Annotated in this window: 15 protein-coding genes; 6 read left to right on the forward strand and 9 right to left on the reverse strand. The window is 71.5% G+C overall.

Going from position 1 to position 14,706, the window contains the following annotated elements; all coding sequences use genetic code 11:
• Positions 1-76 precede the first annotated feature (76 nt).
• Complete coding sequence (locus tag PYR91_RS35055; protein WP_279787095.1) at positions 77-937, forward strand: PD-(D/E)XK nuclease family protein; 861 nt, start codon at positions 77-79, stop codon at positions 935-937.
• A gap of 32 nt (positions 938-969) precedes the next feature.
• Here the strand turns inward: PYR91_RS35055 and PYR91_RS35060 are convergent, their stop codons facing one another.
• Positions 970-1,215, reverse strand: coding sequence for a hypothetical protein (locus tag PYR91_RS35060; RefSeq protein WP_279787097.1), 246 nt, complete (start codon positions 1,213-1,215; stop codon positions 970-972).
• Positions 1,216-1,523: 308 nt separating this feature from the next.
• On the opposite strand from PYR91_RS35060, the gene PYR91_RS35065 reads away from it, so the two are divergent.
• Together PYR91_RS35065 and PYR91_RS35070 are read left to right on the forward strand one after the other, a co-directional pair.
• A complete protein-coding gene (locus PYR91_RS35065; protein WP_279787098.1) occupies positions 1,524-2,348 on the forward strand; it encodes a helix-turn-helix transcriptional regulator in 825 nt (274 codons plus the stop codon).
• On the forward strand, positions 2,336-2,551 hold the full coding sequence (locus tag PYR91_RS35070; RefSeq protein WP_347943996.1) for a DUF397 domain-containing protein: 216 nt from the start codon (positions 2,336-2,338) through the stop codon (positions 2,549-2,551). The genes PYR91_RS35065 and PYR91_RS35070 overlap by 13 nt, the downstream gene beginning before the upstream one ends.
• 38 nt (positions 2,552-2,589) lie before the next feature.
• Here PYR91_RS35070 and PYR91_RS35075 read toward each other — a convergent pair whose 3' ends face one another.
• Entirely contained in the window at positions 2,590-3,468 is an 879-nt protein-coding gene (locus tag PYR91_RS35075) for a helix-turn-helix transcriptional regulator (protein ID WP_279787100.1), read from the reverse strand.
• A 176-nt stretch (positions 3,469-3,644) separates the two neighbouring features.
• On the opposite strand from PYR91_RS35075, the gene PYR91_RS35080 reads away from it, so the two are divergent.
• The 3 genes from PYR91_RS35080 (at position 3,645) to PYR91_RS35090 (ending at position 6,721) form a co-directional block, all read left to right on the forward strand.
• On the forward strand, positions 3,645-4,649 hold the full coding sequence (locus PYR91_RS35080) for a HAMP domain-containing sensor histidine kinase (protein ID WP_279787101.1): 1,005 nt from the start codon (positions 3,645-3,647) through the stop codon (positions 4,647-4,649).
• A 191-nt stretch (positions 4,650-4,840) separates the two neighbouring features.
• Entirely contained in the window at positions 4,841-6,034 is a 1,194-nt protein-coding gene (locus PYR91_RS35085) for a sensor histidine kinase (protein WP_279787103.1), read from the forward strand.
• 3 nt (positions 6,035-6,037) lie between these two features.
• Positions 6,038-6,721: a response regulator transcription factor gene (locus tag PYR91_RS35090; protein WP_279787105.1), complete on the forward strand. Its 684-nt coding sequence runs from the start codon at positions 6,038-6,040 to the stop codon at positions 6,719-6,721.
• Here the strand turns inward: PYR91_RS35090 and PYR91_RS35095 are convergent.
• The 7 genes from PYR91_RS35095 to PYR91_RS35125 all read right to left on the reverse strand — a co-directional run bounded on the left by PYR91_RS35095 (position 6,682) and on the right by PYR91_RS35125 (position 14,481).
• On the reverse strand, positions 6,682-7,761 hold the full coding sequence (locus PYR91_RS35095) for a dipeptide ABC transporter ATP-binding protein (RefSeq protein ID WP_279787106.1): 1,080 nt from the start codon (positions 7,759-7,761) through the stop codon (positions 6,682-6,684). The genes PYR91_RS35090 and PYR91_RS35095 overlap by 40 nt on opposite strands.
• Positions 7,758-8,783 carry an ABC transporter ATP-binding protein gene (locus PYR91_RS35100; protein WP_279787108.1) on the reverse strand — a complete coding sequence of 342 codons (1,026 nt, stop codon included), beginning with the start codon at positions 8,781-8,783 and terminating at the stop codon, positions 7,758-7,760. Before PYR91_RS35100 ends, PYR91_RS35095 begins: the two co-directional genes overlap by 4 nt.
• A complete protein-coding gene (locus PYR91_RS35105; protein WP_279787110.1) occupies positions 8,780-9,799 on the reverse strand; it encodes an ABC transporter permease in 1,020 nt (339 codons plus the stop codon). The genes PYR91_RS35100 and PYR91_RS35105 overlap by 4 nt, the downstream gene beginning before the upstream one ends.
• Before the next feature lie 86 nt (positions 9,800-9,885).
• Positions 9,886-11,658, reverse strand: a complete 1,773-nt coding sequence (locus PYR91_RS35110) for an ABC transporter substrate-binding protein (protein ID WP_279787112.1) — start codon at positions 11,656-11,658, stop codon at positions 9,886-9,888.
• Positions 11,659-11,713: 55 nt separating this feature from the next.
• Positions 11,714-12,706: an ABC transporter permease gene (locus tag PYR91_RS35115; RefSeq protein ID WP_279787114.1), complete on the reverse strand. Its 993-nt coding sequence runs from the start codon at positions 12,704-12,706 to the stop codon at positions 11,714-11,716.
• A 498-nt stretch (positions 12,707-13,204) separates the two neighbouring features.
• On the reverse strand, positions 13,205-13,693 hold the full coding sequence (locus PYR91_RS35120) for a cellulose synthase (RefSeq protein ID WP_279787116.1): 489 nt from the start codon (positions 13,691-13,693) through the stop codon (positions 13,205-13,207).
• A 143-nt stretch (positions 13,694-13,836) separates the two neighbouring features.
• Positions 13,837-14,481 carry an HAD family phosphatase gene (locus PYR91_RS35125; protein ID WP_279787118.1) on the reverse strand — a complete coding sequence of 215 codons (645 nt, stop codon included), beginning with the start codon at positions 14,479-14,481 and terminating at the stop codon, positions 13,837-13,839.
• Positions 14,482-14,706: the final 225 nt, after the last annotated feature.

The raw sequence follows: 14,706 nt of genomic DNA on the forward strand, positions 1-14,706 counted from the left end.
GCCCGTGGGCCGGGATCGGCCGGTGGCGCCGGAGCGACCGGCCCGAAGTGTCGGCCCCCTGCCTTACAGTTCGGGCATGAGCATCACGGAGCCGCCCGCGATCACAGGCAGCCTCTCGCCCTCCCGCGCGGGTGACTTCATGACGTGTCCGCTGCTCTACCGCTTCCGCGTGATCGACCGCCTGCCCGAGCGCCCCTCCGCGGCGGCCGTGCGCGGCACCCTGGTCCACGCGGTGCTGGAGCGGCTGTACGACCTTCCGGCGGCCGAGCGCACGGTCGCGGCCGCGCAGGCCATGCTCGACCCGCAGTGGGCCCGGCTGGTGGAGGAGGCCCCCGAGTTCGGCGCGCTGTTCGCCGACGACGGCGAGCACCAGAGCTGGCTCGGCCAGGCCCGGCAGATGCTGGAACGTTACTTCGCCCTGGAGGACCCCCGCCGCCTGGAGCCGGCCCAGCGCGAGGTCTACGTCGAGTCCGTGCTCGACGGCGGGCTCATGCTGCGCGGGTACATCGACCGGCTCGACGTCGCCGAAAGCGGCGACGTCCGCGTGGTCGACTACAAGACCGGCAGCGCGCCGGGGCCCGACTTCGAGGCCAAGGCGCTGTTCCAGATGAAGTTCTACGCGCTGGTGCTGTGGCGGCTGCACGGCACCGTCCCCCGGCTGCTGCAGCTCATGTACCTCGGCAACGGCGAGGTCCTGCGCTACGCGCCCGACGAGGCCGATCTGCGCGCCACCGAGCGCAAGGTGCGGGCCCTGTGGGAGGCCATCGAGCGGTCGCTCACCACCCGCGAGTGGCGGGCCCGCAGGAGCCGCCTGTGCGACTGGTGCGACCATCAGGCGATCTGCCCCGAGTGGGGGGGCACTCCCCCGCCGGTGCCCGACCGCCGCCCCGGCGACACGGTCCGCGGCTCGCGCCGCGCGGCCACCGACGAGCTCTGAGCACGGCCACCCGCGACGTCCACCCGGTGCCCTCAGCCGGCCCCGTGGAGGGCCTCCCACTCCTCGTCGCGAAGCGGGGGCATGCCCAGGGAGGTCGCGGCCCTGTCGAGTTCGTCGCGGTCGAGGCTCCAGGAGCTGAGGAGGTCTTCGGTGTGCCTGCGCCGGCGTTCCGCCCGCACGAGCTCGGCGACGACCTCGCGCACCCGCCGCACCGTCTCCAGGTTCGCCTGGCGCTGAGCCTCCGGCAGGTCGCCGGGGTCGTAAGCCGGATAGAGCATCGCCCCTCCTCGTGGTGGCGGGGCGACGCCGCCCCGTCGCGTGCGCGCGCCGGCCCCGGTGCGTCCCCGCCGCCGGTGCGGGACGGCGGGGACGGGCACTGGACGCGGAGGTGCGACGAGCCCACGATGAGGGCGTGGCAATCGTCGTCGCCTCCGCGCGTCCGCCAGCCGACGGTACGCCCTTCCAGAGTGCCGCCCAAGCGCTACTCTCGGTACCCACTCCCCCGCGTCGCGTATTCGACATCTTGTGTGGAAACAGTTGTGGAAAGGCGTAAGGAGAGGGGTCATACTCCAGAGGAGGAGCCAGGATGCCCGCCCCCCGAGAGCTCGACCCGACCGCGTCCGCGCTCGCCCTCTTCGGCTACGAGCTGCGGCGTCACCGCACGGCCGCAGGGCTGACCCTCGAACAGCTCGCCCAGAAGATCTGCTTCTCGCAGGCCCTGGTCGGCATGGTGGAGAACGCCCGGCGTTCGCCGTCGCTCGACTTCGCCGAGCGCTGCGACCGGGTGCTCGACCTCGACGGGGCGCTGATGCGGCTGTGGCCGTTCGTCAACCGCGCGTCCACGCCCACCTGGTTCCGCCCGTGGCTGGAGGTGGAGGGCGAGGCGAGCATGCTGCACACGTGGGAGCCGCTGGTGGTGCCCGGCCTGCTGCAGACCGAGGAGTACGCGCGGGCCATCCTCAGGGGCGAGCCGCGGATCACCCCCGAGGGGGTGGAGGAGCAGGTGGCGGCGCGCATGGAGCGTCAGCGCATCTTCGAGCGCGCGGAGCCGCCGATGCTCTGGGCCGTCGTCGACGAGGGTGTGCTGCAGCGGCCGATCGGCACCGACGAGACCATGGCGGGCCAGCTCAAGCACCTGCTGGAGGCCGGCACCCTGCCGTATGTCACGATCCAGGTCGTGCCGCTGAGCGCCCGCTCCACGACAGGGCTGGAGGGCGGGTTCGTCATCGCCCAGGCGCGGGGCCTGCCCGACACCGTGTACCTCGAGTGCGCGGGGCACTCGCAGGTCAGCGACCGAGGGCAGGAAGTTCACGGTGTCATGACCCGCTACGAGGTGATCCGCGCCGAGGCGCTTCCCCGGCGTGCGTCCCTCGACCTGATCAGGGAGACGATGGAGCGATGGATCGAATGAACGACGAGCTGCGCGACGCCGCGTGGCGCAAGTCGAGCCGTTCGGGCAGCAGCGGCGGCAACTGCGTCGAGGTGGCCCGCCTGCCGGGCGGCCGGGTGGGCGTGCGCGACAGCAAGCGCCGCACCGGCCCCGCCCTCATCCTCGGCGCCGCCGCGTGGCGGGTGTTCAGCTCGGGCCTGAAGCAGGGGCGCTTCGACGGCTGAGCGATCCGGTCGCCTCGCCCGCGGGCGGCGGCCGGGCGCTAACTCGCCTCATCGGCGAGCGGGCACGAGCCCTTCTCGACCCACGCGGCGAGCTCGCGCAGCGCGTCCGCGGACGGCGTGCCGGGCTCGACGGTGTACACGTAGAGCGTCTGGTCCGGCACCCCCGGCAGTGTCAGCGTCTGGTAGGTCACGGTGAACATGCCGACGACCGGATGGTTGTAGCGCTTGGTCCCGACCACCCGCTCGTGCACGTCGTGGTTGGCCCACAGGAGGCGGAAGGGCCCGCTCCGCGCCCACAGCTCCTCGATGAGCTCGCCGAGCAGCGGGTCGTCGGGGTGGCGCCCGAACTCGAAGCGCAGCATCGCCACGACGCCCTCGGTCACCTGCTCCCAGTCGGGGTGCAGGTGCCGCGCGCGCGGGTGAAGGAAGATCAGCAGCGCGGCGTTGCGCTCCCTGGCCGGCAGGGAGTCCAGGTCGTACTCGCTCGCCATGCCTCGGAAGAGCGCGTTCTGGGCCAGGATCTCGCACCTGCGGCCGACCACGAAGGCGGGGGCGCCCGCGCGGTGGAGGGTGTCCAGAAGCTGGTGGGTCTCCGGCCGCACCCGCTGCGGCGGCTCGGGGCGGCGATGCCTCGCCGGGACCGGCGGGCAGGCGAGGTCCAGCAGGTGCGTCCGCTCGGTCTCGTCCAGGCGCAGGGCGTCGGCGATCGCCTCCAGCACCTCCGGCGAGGCGTTGTGGCTGCGGCCCTGCTCCAGCCGGGTGTAGTAGTCCACGCTGACGCCCGCGAGGCGTGCCAGCTCCTCCCGGCGCAGTCCCGGCACGCGCCGCCGCCCGCGCGGCTCCACGCCGACGTCGGCGGGGAGCAGCCGGGCACGCCGGGTGCGCAGGAACTCCCCGAGCCCCATCGTGCGGTCCATCTGTCCAGTATGTCGTCTATAGTGGCCCTTCTTGTCTTGGGGGCGGTTTGGGGGATCTGCCGGTCCCTGGGTGCAGAGGGCCTGGTACAGCGCTTTCCGAGCCCCTTCCCGATGCCATGCTGGAAGGCGGGGCCACCGCGCACAGCGGCGGCCGCGATCGGGGGGAGGGCGAGATCATGACCGGTGTGACGCCCCGGGCATGGCGGGCCGGCCAGATGAGCGTCGCCACCGACGCGCCGAGCCCGGCGCGGATGTCCGCCGCGCGGCGGCGGGACGCCCTGGAAGCCGTCCGCGCCCAGCTCGCCGTGATCAACCGGACCGGCGTGAGCGCCCGGGTGTGCGAACCCCTCGGCGACGCCTCCCTGGGCGGGCTGGCCCGCACCGTCAACGGCACGCTGGCGCGGCTGGAGAGCGCCCGGCGGCAGGTGGACGTCATGGCCGAGGAGCAGCGCCGGTTCGCCCGCGACGCCGCGCACGAGCTGCGGTCGCCGGTCGCAGGGCTGCGCGCGGAGCTGGAGGAGGCCCTGCTGCACCCCGACCAGACCCGCCTGGACGACCTGCTGCACCGCACCCTGAGGGGCGTCGGGGAGCTGGAGGAGACCATCGCCGCGCTGGGCGTGCTCGCCCGGCCCGAGCCGCGGCCGTCCGCCGAGCGCGTGCACGTCGACCTCGCCCGGCTGGCGCACGACGAGGCGTCCCAGCGCGACGACCGGCACGAGGTCGAGCTGCCCCGCCCCAGGGGGATCCTCGTGGAGGCCAGCCCGGCCCACCTGCGCCAGGCCCTTTCCCTCCTGCTCGACAGCGCCCGGCGCCAGACCACGGGCACCGTGCGCGTGGAGGTGCGCCAGGAGGGGGACATCGCCGAGCTGTGGGTGCTGTGCGGCGGCGCGGGCCCGGCGGAGGGCGCCGCGAAGGAGCCCTGCCGGCCGTTCACCCGGCTGGACACCGCCTGCCCGCCGGGCAGCGGCGCCGGGCTCCGCCTGTCGATCGCCCGGGGCATCGCCCACGCCCACCACGGCACCCTGCAGCTGCGTGATCTGCCGACCGGGGGCACCGGCTTCGTGCTGCGGCTGCCCGCCTCCGGCACGCGGCCGCCCGAGCGCGCGCACGGCCAGGCCCGGTACGGCCGGTGCGCGCCGGCCCGCCCGGCGCCGTCCGGCCCCGGCCACGACGCCGTCTGAGCCAGGTCCGGTGCGGTGGCTCACCGTCCCCGCCGGTCTCCTCCCGCGCCGCACCGTCGCCGAACGGCGCGTCGCGGCCGGCCGCCGCGACCCCGGCCGCGGCCCGCCGGTGACCGGCTCCTCCCGGGGGATGAGGGGCATCTCCGCCCCCAGCAGGGTGGCCACCAGCTCAGAAGACCTAAATTTGATGAGTGCGCACCGCCCCCGCCAGTCCGCGTCAATGGCTGAGACGCCATCCTCTGATCGGCGACTCCGCGTTCGCGGCCCTGCTGGCGGCGCTCTCGGCGGGGGTGCTCGTCCTGCGCGCCCCTGCCGAGGGCCCGGACACGACGCCGGTCGTGGCCGGCGTCGCCCTCATCCTTCTGGCGTGCCTTCCGGTGGTCTTCCGGCGGCGCTGGCCGTTCCTGATGCTGTGCGCCGCCGAGCCGCCGCAGATCGCCCTCTCCGTGCTGTCCCCCGGCCTCGGGATCACCGGCGTGGCCTCGCTCGTCCTGGTCTACACGGTGGCCGCCTACCGGGGGCTGGCGCTCAGCCTGGTGGCCCTCGCGGTGTGGGCCGCGGGCTACGTCACCGCCATGGTGGCGTCCGGCTTCGCCGACGACTGGACGTCGCACACCTTCGTCGTCGTGGTCACGACGGCGGTGTGGGTGATCGGCCGCTCGGTGCGGCTGCGCCGGGCCTACCTCGCCGAGCTGGTCGACCGGGCCGAGCGCCTCGAACGGGCCAGGGACGCCGACACCCGCGCCGCCCGGGCCGAGGAGCGGTCGCGCATCGCCCGGGAGCTTCACGACGTGGTCGCCCACCACGTGAGCGTGATGACCGTCCAGGCCGCGGCGGCGCGCAAGGTGCTGGACACCCGGCCCGAGGCCGCCAAGGACGCCCTCGTGGCGATCGAGGAGCTGGGCAGGACGGCCATGCGCGAGATGCGTGGCATCGTCGGCGTGCTGCGCACCGACGGCGAGGCCGGCGAGCTGGCCCCCCAGCCCGGCATGGGCGACCTGCCCGGCCTGGTCGACCAGATGCGCGAGGCGGGGCTGCGCGCGCAGCTGTGGATGGAGGGCGAGCGGCGGGCGCTGCCCCCGGGCATCGACCTCGCGGCCTACCGCCTCGTCCAGGAGGCCCTCACCAACAGCCTGCGCCACGCGGGCCCGGCGGCGCGGGCGTGGGTGACCGTGCGGCACGAGCCCGGCATGCTGCTCGTCCAGGTGGAGGACGACGGGCGCGGGCGCGGCGCCGAGCGTCCCGCCCGCGGGCCGGACCACCGCCCCGGGCATGGATTGGTCGGCATACGCGAGCGAGTTGCCCTTTATGGTGGAATCCTGCGGATCGGCCCACGACAGGGGGGCGGATTCGAGGTCCGCGCACGATTCCCCCTCAAGGACTGACAGATGACAATCAGGGTGCTGCTGGTCGACGACCAGCCGCTTCTCCGTACCGGCTTCCGCCTGATCCTGGAGGCCGAGACCGACCTCACGGTGGTCGGCGAGGCGGGCAACGGCTCCACCGCGATGGACCAGTCGCGGGCCCTGCTGCCCGACGTCGTCCTCATGGACATCCGCATGCCCGGCGTCGACGGCATCGACGCCACCCGGCGCATCGTGCGCGACGCCGCGCCCGGCGCGCACGTGCCCCGGGTGCTGGTGCTGACCACCTTCGACCTGGACGAGTACATCGTCGAGGCGCTGCGGGCCGGGGCGAGCGGCTTCCTGCTCAAGGACGTGCCGCCGGACGAGCTCGTGCAGGCGATCAGGGTGGTGGCCGCGGGCGACGCGATCGTCGCGCCGAGCGTGACCAGGCGGCTGCTCGACCGGTTCGCCGCCCGCCTGCCCTCGGCCCACCAGCAGGCGACCCCGGCGCGGGTCAACCGGCTGACCGAGCGCGAGCTTGAGGTGCTGCGCCTGATCGCCCGGGGCATGTCCAACGCCGAGATCGCCGCCGAACTGGTGGTCAGCGAGACGACCGTGAAGACGCACGTCGGCAACGTGCTCACCAAGCTGGCGCTGCGCGACCGCGTGCAGGCCGTGGTGCTGGCCTACGAGACCGGGTTGATCACCCCGGGCGCGATCCCCTGATCACCCGCGTCGCCCGCGGCGGCGACGGGCTCGGCGGGGCCGGCGTCCTGCGGCGTGTTCTCCGGGAAGTGACAGGCCACCTGGTGGCCGGGGAGCAGCTCGGCCAGCGGCGGCTCGACGGTGCGGCAGACCTCCTGCGCCTTCCAGCAGCGGGTGTGGAACCGGCAGGCGGGCGGCGGGTTGATCGGGCTGGGCACGTCGCCCTGCAGGCGGATGCGGTCGCGCTGGGTGCGCCGCTTCACGTCGGGCACCGGCACGGCCGACAGCAGCGCGTTGGTGTAGGGATGCAGCGGCGCCTTGTACAGCATGGCGCTGTCGGCGATCTCGACGATCTTGCCGAGGTACATGACGGCGACGCGGTCGCTGATGTGCCGGACCACCGACAGGTCGTGGGCGATCACGACGTAGGTGAGGTCGAGCTCGTTCTGCAGGTCCTCCAGCAGGTTGACCACCTGGGCCTGGATGGACACGTCGAGCGCCGAGACCGGCTCGTCGGCGATGATCAGCTTGGGCTTGAGCGCGAGCGTCCTGGCGATGCCGATGCGCTGGCGCTGGCCGCCGGAGAACTCGTGCGGGTAGCGGTTGTAGTGCTCGGGGTTGAGCCCGACCAGCTCCAGGATCTCCTGGACGGCCTTCTTGGTGCCCTGCTCGGTCTTGACGCCCTGGATGCGGAACGGGGCGCCGACGATCGCGCCGACGGTGTGGCGCGGGTTGAGCGAGCTGTAGGGATCCTGGAAGATCATCTGCATGTCGCGGCGCAGCGGGCGCAGGTCGCCCTGCGACATGTGGCTGATGTCCTTGCCCTCGAAGACGATCTTCCCGGCCGTGGGCTCGATCAGCCGGGTGATCAGGCGCCCGGTGGTGGTCTTGCCGCAGCCGGACTCTCCCACCAGGCCGAGCGTCTCGCCCTTGACGACGTCGAACGTCAGGCCGTCGACCGCCTTGACGGCCCCGACCTGCCGCTGGAACAGCCCTTTGGTGATCGGGAAGTGCTTCTCGAGGCCCTGGACGGAGAGCAGGGACTCGGTCGACTGGCTCACGCGGACTCCAGGGTGGGTTTGATCTCGTTCTCCCAGATGCCACGCCGCTCGTCCTTCGACAGGTGGCAGCGCACCAGGTGGCCGCCCTCGGTCTCGAGCAGGTCGGGCACCTTCGTCGTCGCCTTGCCGTCCGTGCGCGGCTCGTAGGCGCAGCGCGGGTGGAACGCGCAGCCGGACGGCACGTTGATCAGGGACGGCGGCGTGCCCTTGATGGGCATCAGCCGGTCGGTGCGTTCGCGGTCGAGGCGGGGCATCGAGCCCAGCAGCCCCCAGGTGTAGGGATGCTCGGGCCGCTCGAAGATGTCGGACGCCGAGCCGTACTCGATGCATCTGCCGCCGTACATCACCAGGATGTCGTCCGCCAGCTCGGCGACCACGCCGAGGTCGTGCGTGATGATGATCAGCGCGGAGTCGAACTCCTGCTGCAGGTCGCGCATCAGGTCGAGGATCTGCGCCTGGACGGTGACGTCCAGGGCCGTCGTCGGCTCGTCGGCGATCAGCAGCTCGGGGTCGCAGCTCAGCGCCATGGCGATCATCGCGCGCTGGCGCATGCCGCCGGAGAACTCGTGCGGGTAGCTGTCGACCCGCCGGTCGGGCTGCGGGATGCCGACCCTGCCCAGCAGGTCGATCGCGTGCTTGCGCGCGACCGCCTTGCCGACCGGGTGGTGGATCCGGTAGGCCTCGACGATCTGCTGGCCCACCGTGTAATAGGGGTGCATGGCCGACAGCGGATCCTGGAAGATCATCGCCATCTTCTTGCCGCGCAGAGTCCGCACGTGCTCGGGCGTGGCCGAGACGAGCTCCTCGCCGTCGAGCCAGATCTCACCGGAGATCTTGGCCCGGCCGCCCTTGTGCAGGCCGAGGATGCCCAGGCTGGTGACGCTCTTGCCGGACCCGGACTCGCCCACGATGCCGAGCGTCTTGCCGCGCTCCAGCGCGAAGGACAGCCCGTCGACCGACTTGACGAGGCCGTCGTCGGTCGGGAAGTGGATGCGCAGGTCCTTGAGCTCGAGAAAACTCACGAGAGCCTCACTCTCGGGTCGACCACCGCGTACAGGAGGTCGACGACCAGGTTCGCCACCACGACGAAGAACGCGGCGACCAGGGTGACGCCCATGACCTTGGGAAGGTCCTGGTTGGTGATGGCGTCGATGGCGTACTTGCCGATGCCCGGCAGCGAGAAGGTGCTCTCGGTGAGCACCGCGCCGCCCATGAGCAGGCCGAGGTCGAGACCGAAGATCGTCAGAATCGGGGTGAGCGCGCCGCGCAGGCCGTGTTTGAAGACGACCACGCGTTCGGTGAGCCCCTTGGCGCGCGCCGTGCGTATGTAGTCCTCGTTCATCGTCTCCAGCATGCCCGACCTGGTGAGCCGGGCGTACCCGGCCGCGTACAGGAAGGCCAGCGTGATCCAGGGCAGGATCAGGCTGTAGGCCCACTGCGCCGGGTTGACGAAGAACGGGGTGAAGCTGCCGCCGGGCGCCGTCAGCGCCAGCGGGCGTCCGTAGCTGAACACCACCAGCGAGACGATGCCGGTGAAGAAGATGGGGAGCGAGACGCCGGCGAGCGCGATGCCCATCGCCGCCCGGTCGAAGAAGCTGCCGCGTCTCAACGCCGACAGCACGCCCGTCGCCACTCCGGCGATCAGCCAGATGACGGCGGCCCCCAGGGCGAGTGACAGCGTGACCGGCAACCGGTTGAGCAGGTCGGGCCACACCGGCAGCCGGGTGAGGAACGAGTAGCCGAAGCAGGGCGCCGGGCAGCGCTCGACGCCGGGACCGTAGTCGTAGTCGGCGCCGGTGACGATGCCCTTGGCGAAGCGGCCGTACTGCACGATCAGCGGGTCGTTGAAGCCCAGCCTCTCGGCCGCGACCGTCACCTGCTGCGCGGACGCCGTACGGCCGACGTACCGCGCGGCGAGGCTCTCGGAGGTCGCCCCCGCGAGCCGCGGCACCAGGAAGAAGATCGCGAAGGTGATCATGCTCACGATCGCGATCATGACGACCGCCCAGATCAGGCGCCTGATGATGTATGTGACCACTGTCCCCCCGGCTCCGGGGGCCGGCCATCGGGCCGGCCCCCTGCCGCGTTCACGTGCCTAATCGGATCTTTCGGGCGACGCAGTGGCTACTGCAGGCCCATGTTCAGGTAGTCGTACATGTTGGTGGAGTTGCTGACATACAGGTTCGTCAGCCCCTTGCCGCGGATCAGCAGGCTCTTCGCCCACAGGCCGGGCAGGATGTATGCGCCCTCCATGACCTTCTGGTCGATCTGGCCCCAGATGGCCTCACGCGCGGCGACGTCGGTCTGCTCGGCCGCCTGGTCGAGCATCTTGTCGACCTCGGGGTCGCGAACGCTGATGTTGGAGGAGCCGCCGGTCTCGCGGATCACCCGGCTGTCGACGATCTGCGACAGGAAGCCGTAGCCGTCGGGCCAGTCGGCACCCCAGCCGTTGACGACCAGGCCGAGCTTGTTGTCCTTGGCGTAACCGGGCTTGCCGGCGTACAGGGCGAAGTAGTCGGCCTGGGGGAAGGGCTTGAGCGTGAGCTTGATGCCCACCCGGCCCAGCGACTGCTGCAGGGCCTCGGCGGCCGCCTTCTCCTTGGGGCGCTCGCTGCGGTAGGCGATGTTGGTCTCGAAGCCGTTCGGCTGACCGCAGGCCGTGAGGTGCTCCTTGGCCTTGGCCTCGTCACCGTGGTTGTCCGGGCCGCTGGGGTACAGGTTGATGTTCTTGGCACCCGGGATGATCGGCGGCATCAGGCTGGTCGCGATCTGGCCGCCGGAGAACTCGCCTCCGTAGGCGGTCTGGTAGGCGGCCTTGTCGGCGGCGTACTGGACGGCCTTGCGGCAGTCGAGGTTGTCCAGGGGCGCCACGTTGCCGTTCACCGAGGTGTACCAGAGACGCGGGAGCGTCGGGTTGTCGGTGTTGGCCTTCAGGGCGGGGTCGGTCAGCAGCCGGCTCAGCGAGGCGGGCTGGGCGCCGGTGCCGGCGATGTCGACGTGCAGGTCGCCCGAGAGCAGCCGGTTGTCGATGTCGTCGGCGTTGACGTTGACCGTGACCTCGTAGCCGTCGGGCAGCGCCTTGCGGAGCGGGTCGGTGGCCTGGTCCCAGTTGGGGTTGCGGACCAGGTTGAAGCCCTTGCCGATCTCGTTCTTGTCGAACATGTACGGCCCGGTGGAGATGACGTGCTCGCGGTACTTGGCGCCGGTGTCCTTGGCCTCGGGGACGGGCATCGTCGCCGGGAGCTGCGCGAAGTAGTCGAAGCCGCTGTAGGCCTGCTTCAGGTGGAAGACGATCGTCTGGTCGTCAGGCGTCTCGATGGCGCTGTCGACGTTGACGCCCTTGGACTTGTAGGGGCCCTTGTAGTCCTTCGGCCAGTTCAGCGTGTCGTTGAAGTAGGTGTACCCGTCGGGGAACACCTCCTTGTCGAACGACCGCATGATGCCGTACTTGACGTCCTTCGAGGTGACCGGCGTGCCGTCCTCGAACTTGACGCCCGTGCGGATCTTGTAGGTCCAGGTCTTGGCGTCGTCGCTCGGCGTGCCGAGGCTCTCGGCCAGGTCGGGGACGAGCTCGTTGCCGGCGTCTCCGGGCGCCGGCTTGAACATCACCAGCGTGCGCCCGTAAAGACGGGCGAAGTTCCAGGAGTAGCCGTAGTAGGTGTCCGCGGGGTCGAGGGAGTCCCAGTCGCCGGCGTTGGCGAACTTGATGATCCCGCCCTTCTTGTCGGAAGGGTTGAACACCTGCGTGACGGCGGCGTTGAACGCCGCCGGCGGCGCGCCCGCCGGCGCCGCGCCGGTCTGGCTCGGCGTCGAGGTGGCACCGCCACCACAGGCGGACAACGCCAGGGACAAGGCCGCCCCCAGGGCGGTCAGCCCCAGTGTGGTCTTTCTCTTCATCTACACAACCCCTTGTTGTCGGAGCCAGGGAATCTACGGGGGAACGGGATCGAGCTCATCGTGCCCTCGGGTCGAGGGCGTCGCGGAGACCGTCACCGAAGAGGTTGAAGGCCAGCACGGTGATGAAGATCGCCATACCGGGGAAGAACATGAAGTGCGGGATCGTGTAGAACCGCACCGCGTCCGACAGCATGCCGCCCCAGGTGGGGGTCGGCGGCCGGACGCCCACGCCGAGGAACGACAGTGCCGCCTCGAACAGGATGTTCGTCGGGATCAGGAGGGTGGCGTACACCAGGATCGGCGCCACCAGGTTGGGCAGCATCTCACGGAAGATGATGTACGGCCCGCGCGCGCCGAGGCTGCGGGCGGCGTCGACGAACTCGCGCTCGCGCAGCGAGAGCGTCTGGCCGCGCATGATGCGCCCGATGTAGGGCCAGTTGAAGAACCCGATGATGAAGACCAGCAGGGACACCCGCAGCGCGTCGCCGGACAGGCCGAAGGCGGTGTCGGGCACGATGCCGGCGAGGGCGATGGCGAAGACCAGCAGCGGGAAGGCGAGGAAGACGTCCATGGCCTTGCTGATGACCGAGTCGACCCATCCGCCGAAGTAGCCGGCCATGACGCCGAGCATGGTGCCGATGACCACCGAGAGCAGCGTGGCCAGGAAGGCGATCAGCAGGGAGATGCGCGCGCCGTAGATGATGCGGCTGAAGATGTCGCGGCCGTTGACCGGCTCGACGCCGAACGGGTGGGTCCAGCTGATGCCGGTGCCGTCCACGGGCGCCATCGTCTCGGAGCTGATGAGGTCCTGGTTGAACTTCGTGGGCTCGTGGCCGATCAGGCCGACGATCAGCGGGGCGAAGACGGCGACCAGGATGAGGAAGACCACCACCCCGGCACCGGTGAGCGCCACCTTGTCGCGCTTGAGCCGCATCCACGCGATCTGCCCGAGGGACCGGCCCTCGATGGCCTTGGCCCGCGTGCCGTCCAGCACGGCATCCGGCGCGGCCTCGAGCTCCGAGCCGGAGACGTCGAGCGGTGCGGTCATATTTGTTCGGCCCCCTGGATCCAGACGAGGTTCTCCGTCTGACGCGGTGTCCGGTCGCCGGTGGCTCTCGGACGTCGCCCCATGTTCGGGCAGGCCGCGTACACGGCCCCCGGACGCAGAATCTATGTGCTGAGCTGCAATGACCAGTACCTCAAGCTGCTATGTGGCTCAACTGTGATTCATGCGAAATTCATTTGTATCGATCTTGGTCCGGATGTCAGGGACGTGTCAGGGTTCTGTCCGGGAACGGTGACACGGCGTAGGAACCCGTGTGGGGCCGGGAAGAGAGCGCGCGCCGCCCTCGGGCCGGGTCTCCGGGGTACGCCGGCGGGCACGCGGGGCCGGGACGCCGCGAGCCCCGGCGCCCGTTTCCGTCGGGCGTTCCGGGGCTCGTCGGCTGTTACCGAAACGTGATGACATCGGCCGTGCGGGCGCCCTCCGGGGCGTCCGGGCGGGCGCGGCGATGATCCGCGCCGGCGTCCGGGGCCGGGCCGGGGGCTAGCTGATGCCCCGGCGCTTGAGGATCTCCTCGATGTCGGACAGGTCGTCGTCGGCGGCCGGCGCCGCCTGCTTCGGCGGGAGCGGCCTGCGGTTCGGCTGTGTCGGGGCCCCGGCGCCCGCGCCCGCGGCCGGGGCGGCGGGCTGCGGCGCACGGGCCGGACGCTCGGCCGGCGCGGCGCGCCTGCCTCGCCTGCGCAGCAGGCCGGAGACCATGAAGAGCAGCACCGACAGACCCGCGACGGCGACCCCGGCCCACACCATGGGGGAGAAGACCAGCCCGGCGACGAACCCGGCCACGGCGGTGCCGGCCTGCCAGAGCGCGGGCAGGGCCCCGGTGAGGTAGGCCGCCAACGGGATCAGCGACCAGGCCGCGCCCCGCAGCCCCGCCCCCGCGCCCCGCCTGCGGAGCACGATGAAGCTCAGCACCAGCCCCGCGGCGGTGACCCCGGCGCACAGCGGTAGCCAGGCGATCTGCTCGTACGACATAACGGCCGCCCCCTCGTCATCGCTTTACCGTTCCATCCTGGCACGTGTGAAGTTGATCGCTCCTCCTCCGCGAGGATGGCCCGCCCCCTAAGGGAGGAGGAGATCGCGGAGCGGGAGACCTCCGGGTCGCCCGGGGTGGTGGGTCAGGAGTCGGCCAGGGCCCGTAGGGCGGCCAGGTCGACGCGCTTCAGGGAGTCGACGACCAGGCGGCGGGGCGCCTCGGGGATGGCCAGGACACTGGGGACGGCGACGACGGCGCAGCCGGCCGCGGTGGCGGAGGCGACGCCGTTCGGGGAGTCCTCGATGGCGGCGCAGCGGGCGGGGTCGGCGGCGAGGAGGCGGGCGGCCAGCAGGTACGGCTCGGGGTCGGGCTTGAAGTGGCCGACGTCGTCGCCGGTGACCACGGCGTCGAAGGACTCGCGGCCGATGCCGTCGAGCACGGCGTCGGTGATCGCCCTGGTGGAGGAGGTGACCAGGGCGACGGGGACGCCGGCGGCCCGCACCTCCGACAGCAGCTCGCGGGCGCCGGGCATGACCTCGAAGCCGGTCGCGAGCAGGTCGAGCAGGCTGGAGAGCATCAGCCTGGCGATCTCGCCGGGGTCGCGGTCGGAGCCGCTGACCTTGAGCATGTAGGCCACCGTGGCGGGCATCGACCCGCCGACGGTGTTCTCCTGGTGCTCGTGGGACCAGCCGGCGCCCAGGCCGCGCATCACCTCCGACTCGACCTCGAACCAGAGCTTCTCGGTGTCGACGAGAGTCCCGTCCATGTCGAAGAAAACCGCGTCCAACTGAATCCCCCTGACGGCGCGTATCACTGCGTCGACCGTACCGTCTGGTGGATAAGGGTCAGACGTTGAAGTATTTGGCTTCGGGGTGGTGGACGATGACGGCGGAGGTGGACTGCTCGGGATGGAGCTGGAACTCCTCCGACAGGTCGACGCCGATGCGGGAGGGGTCGAGGAGTTCGAAGAGCTGGGCCTGGTCTTCGAGGTTGGGGCAGGCGGGGTAGCCGA

This window comes from Sphaerisporangium sp. TRM90804 (assembly GCF_029846175.1).
Taxonomy (GTDB): Bacteria; Actinomycetota; Actinomycetes; order Streptosporangiales; family Streptosporangiaceae; genus Sphaerisporangium.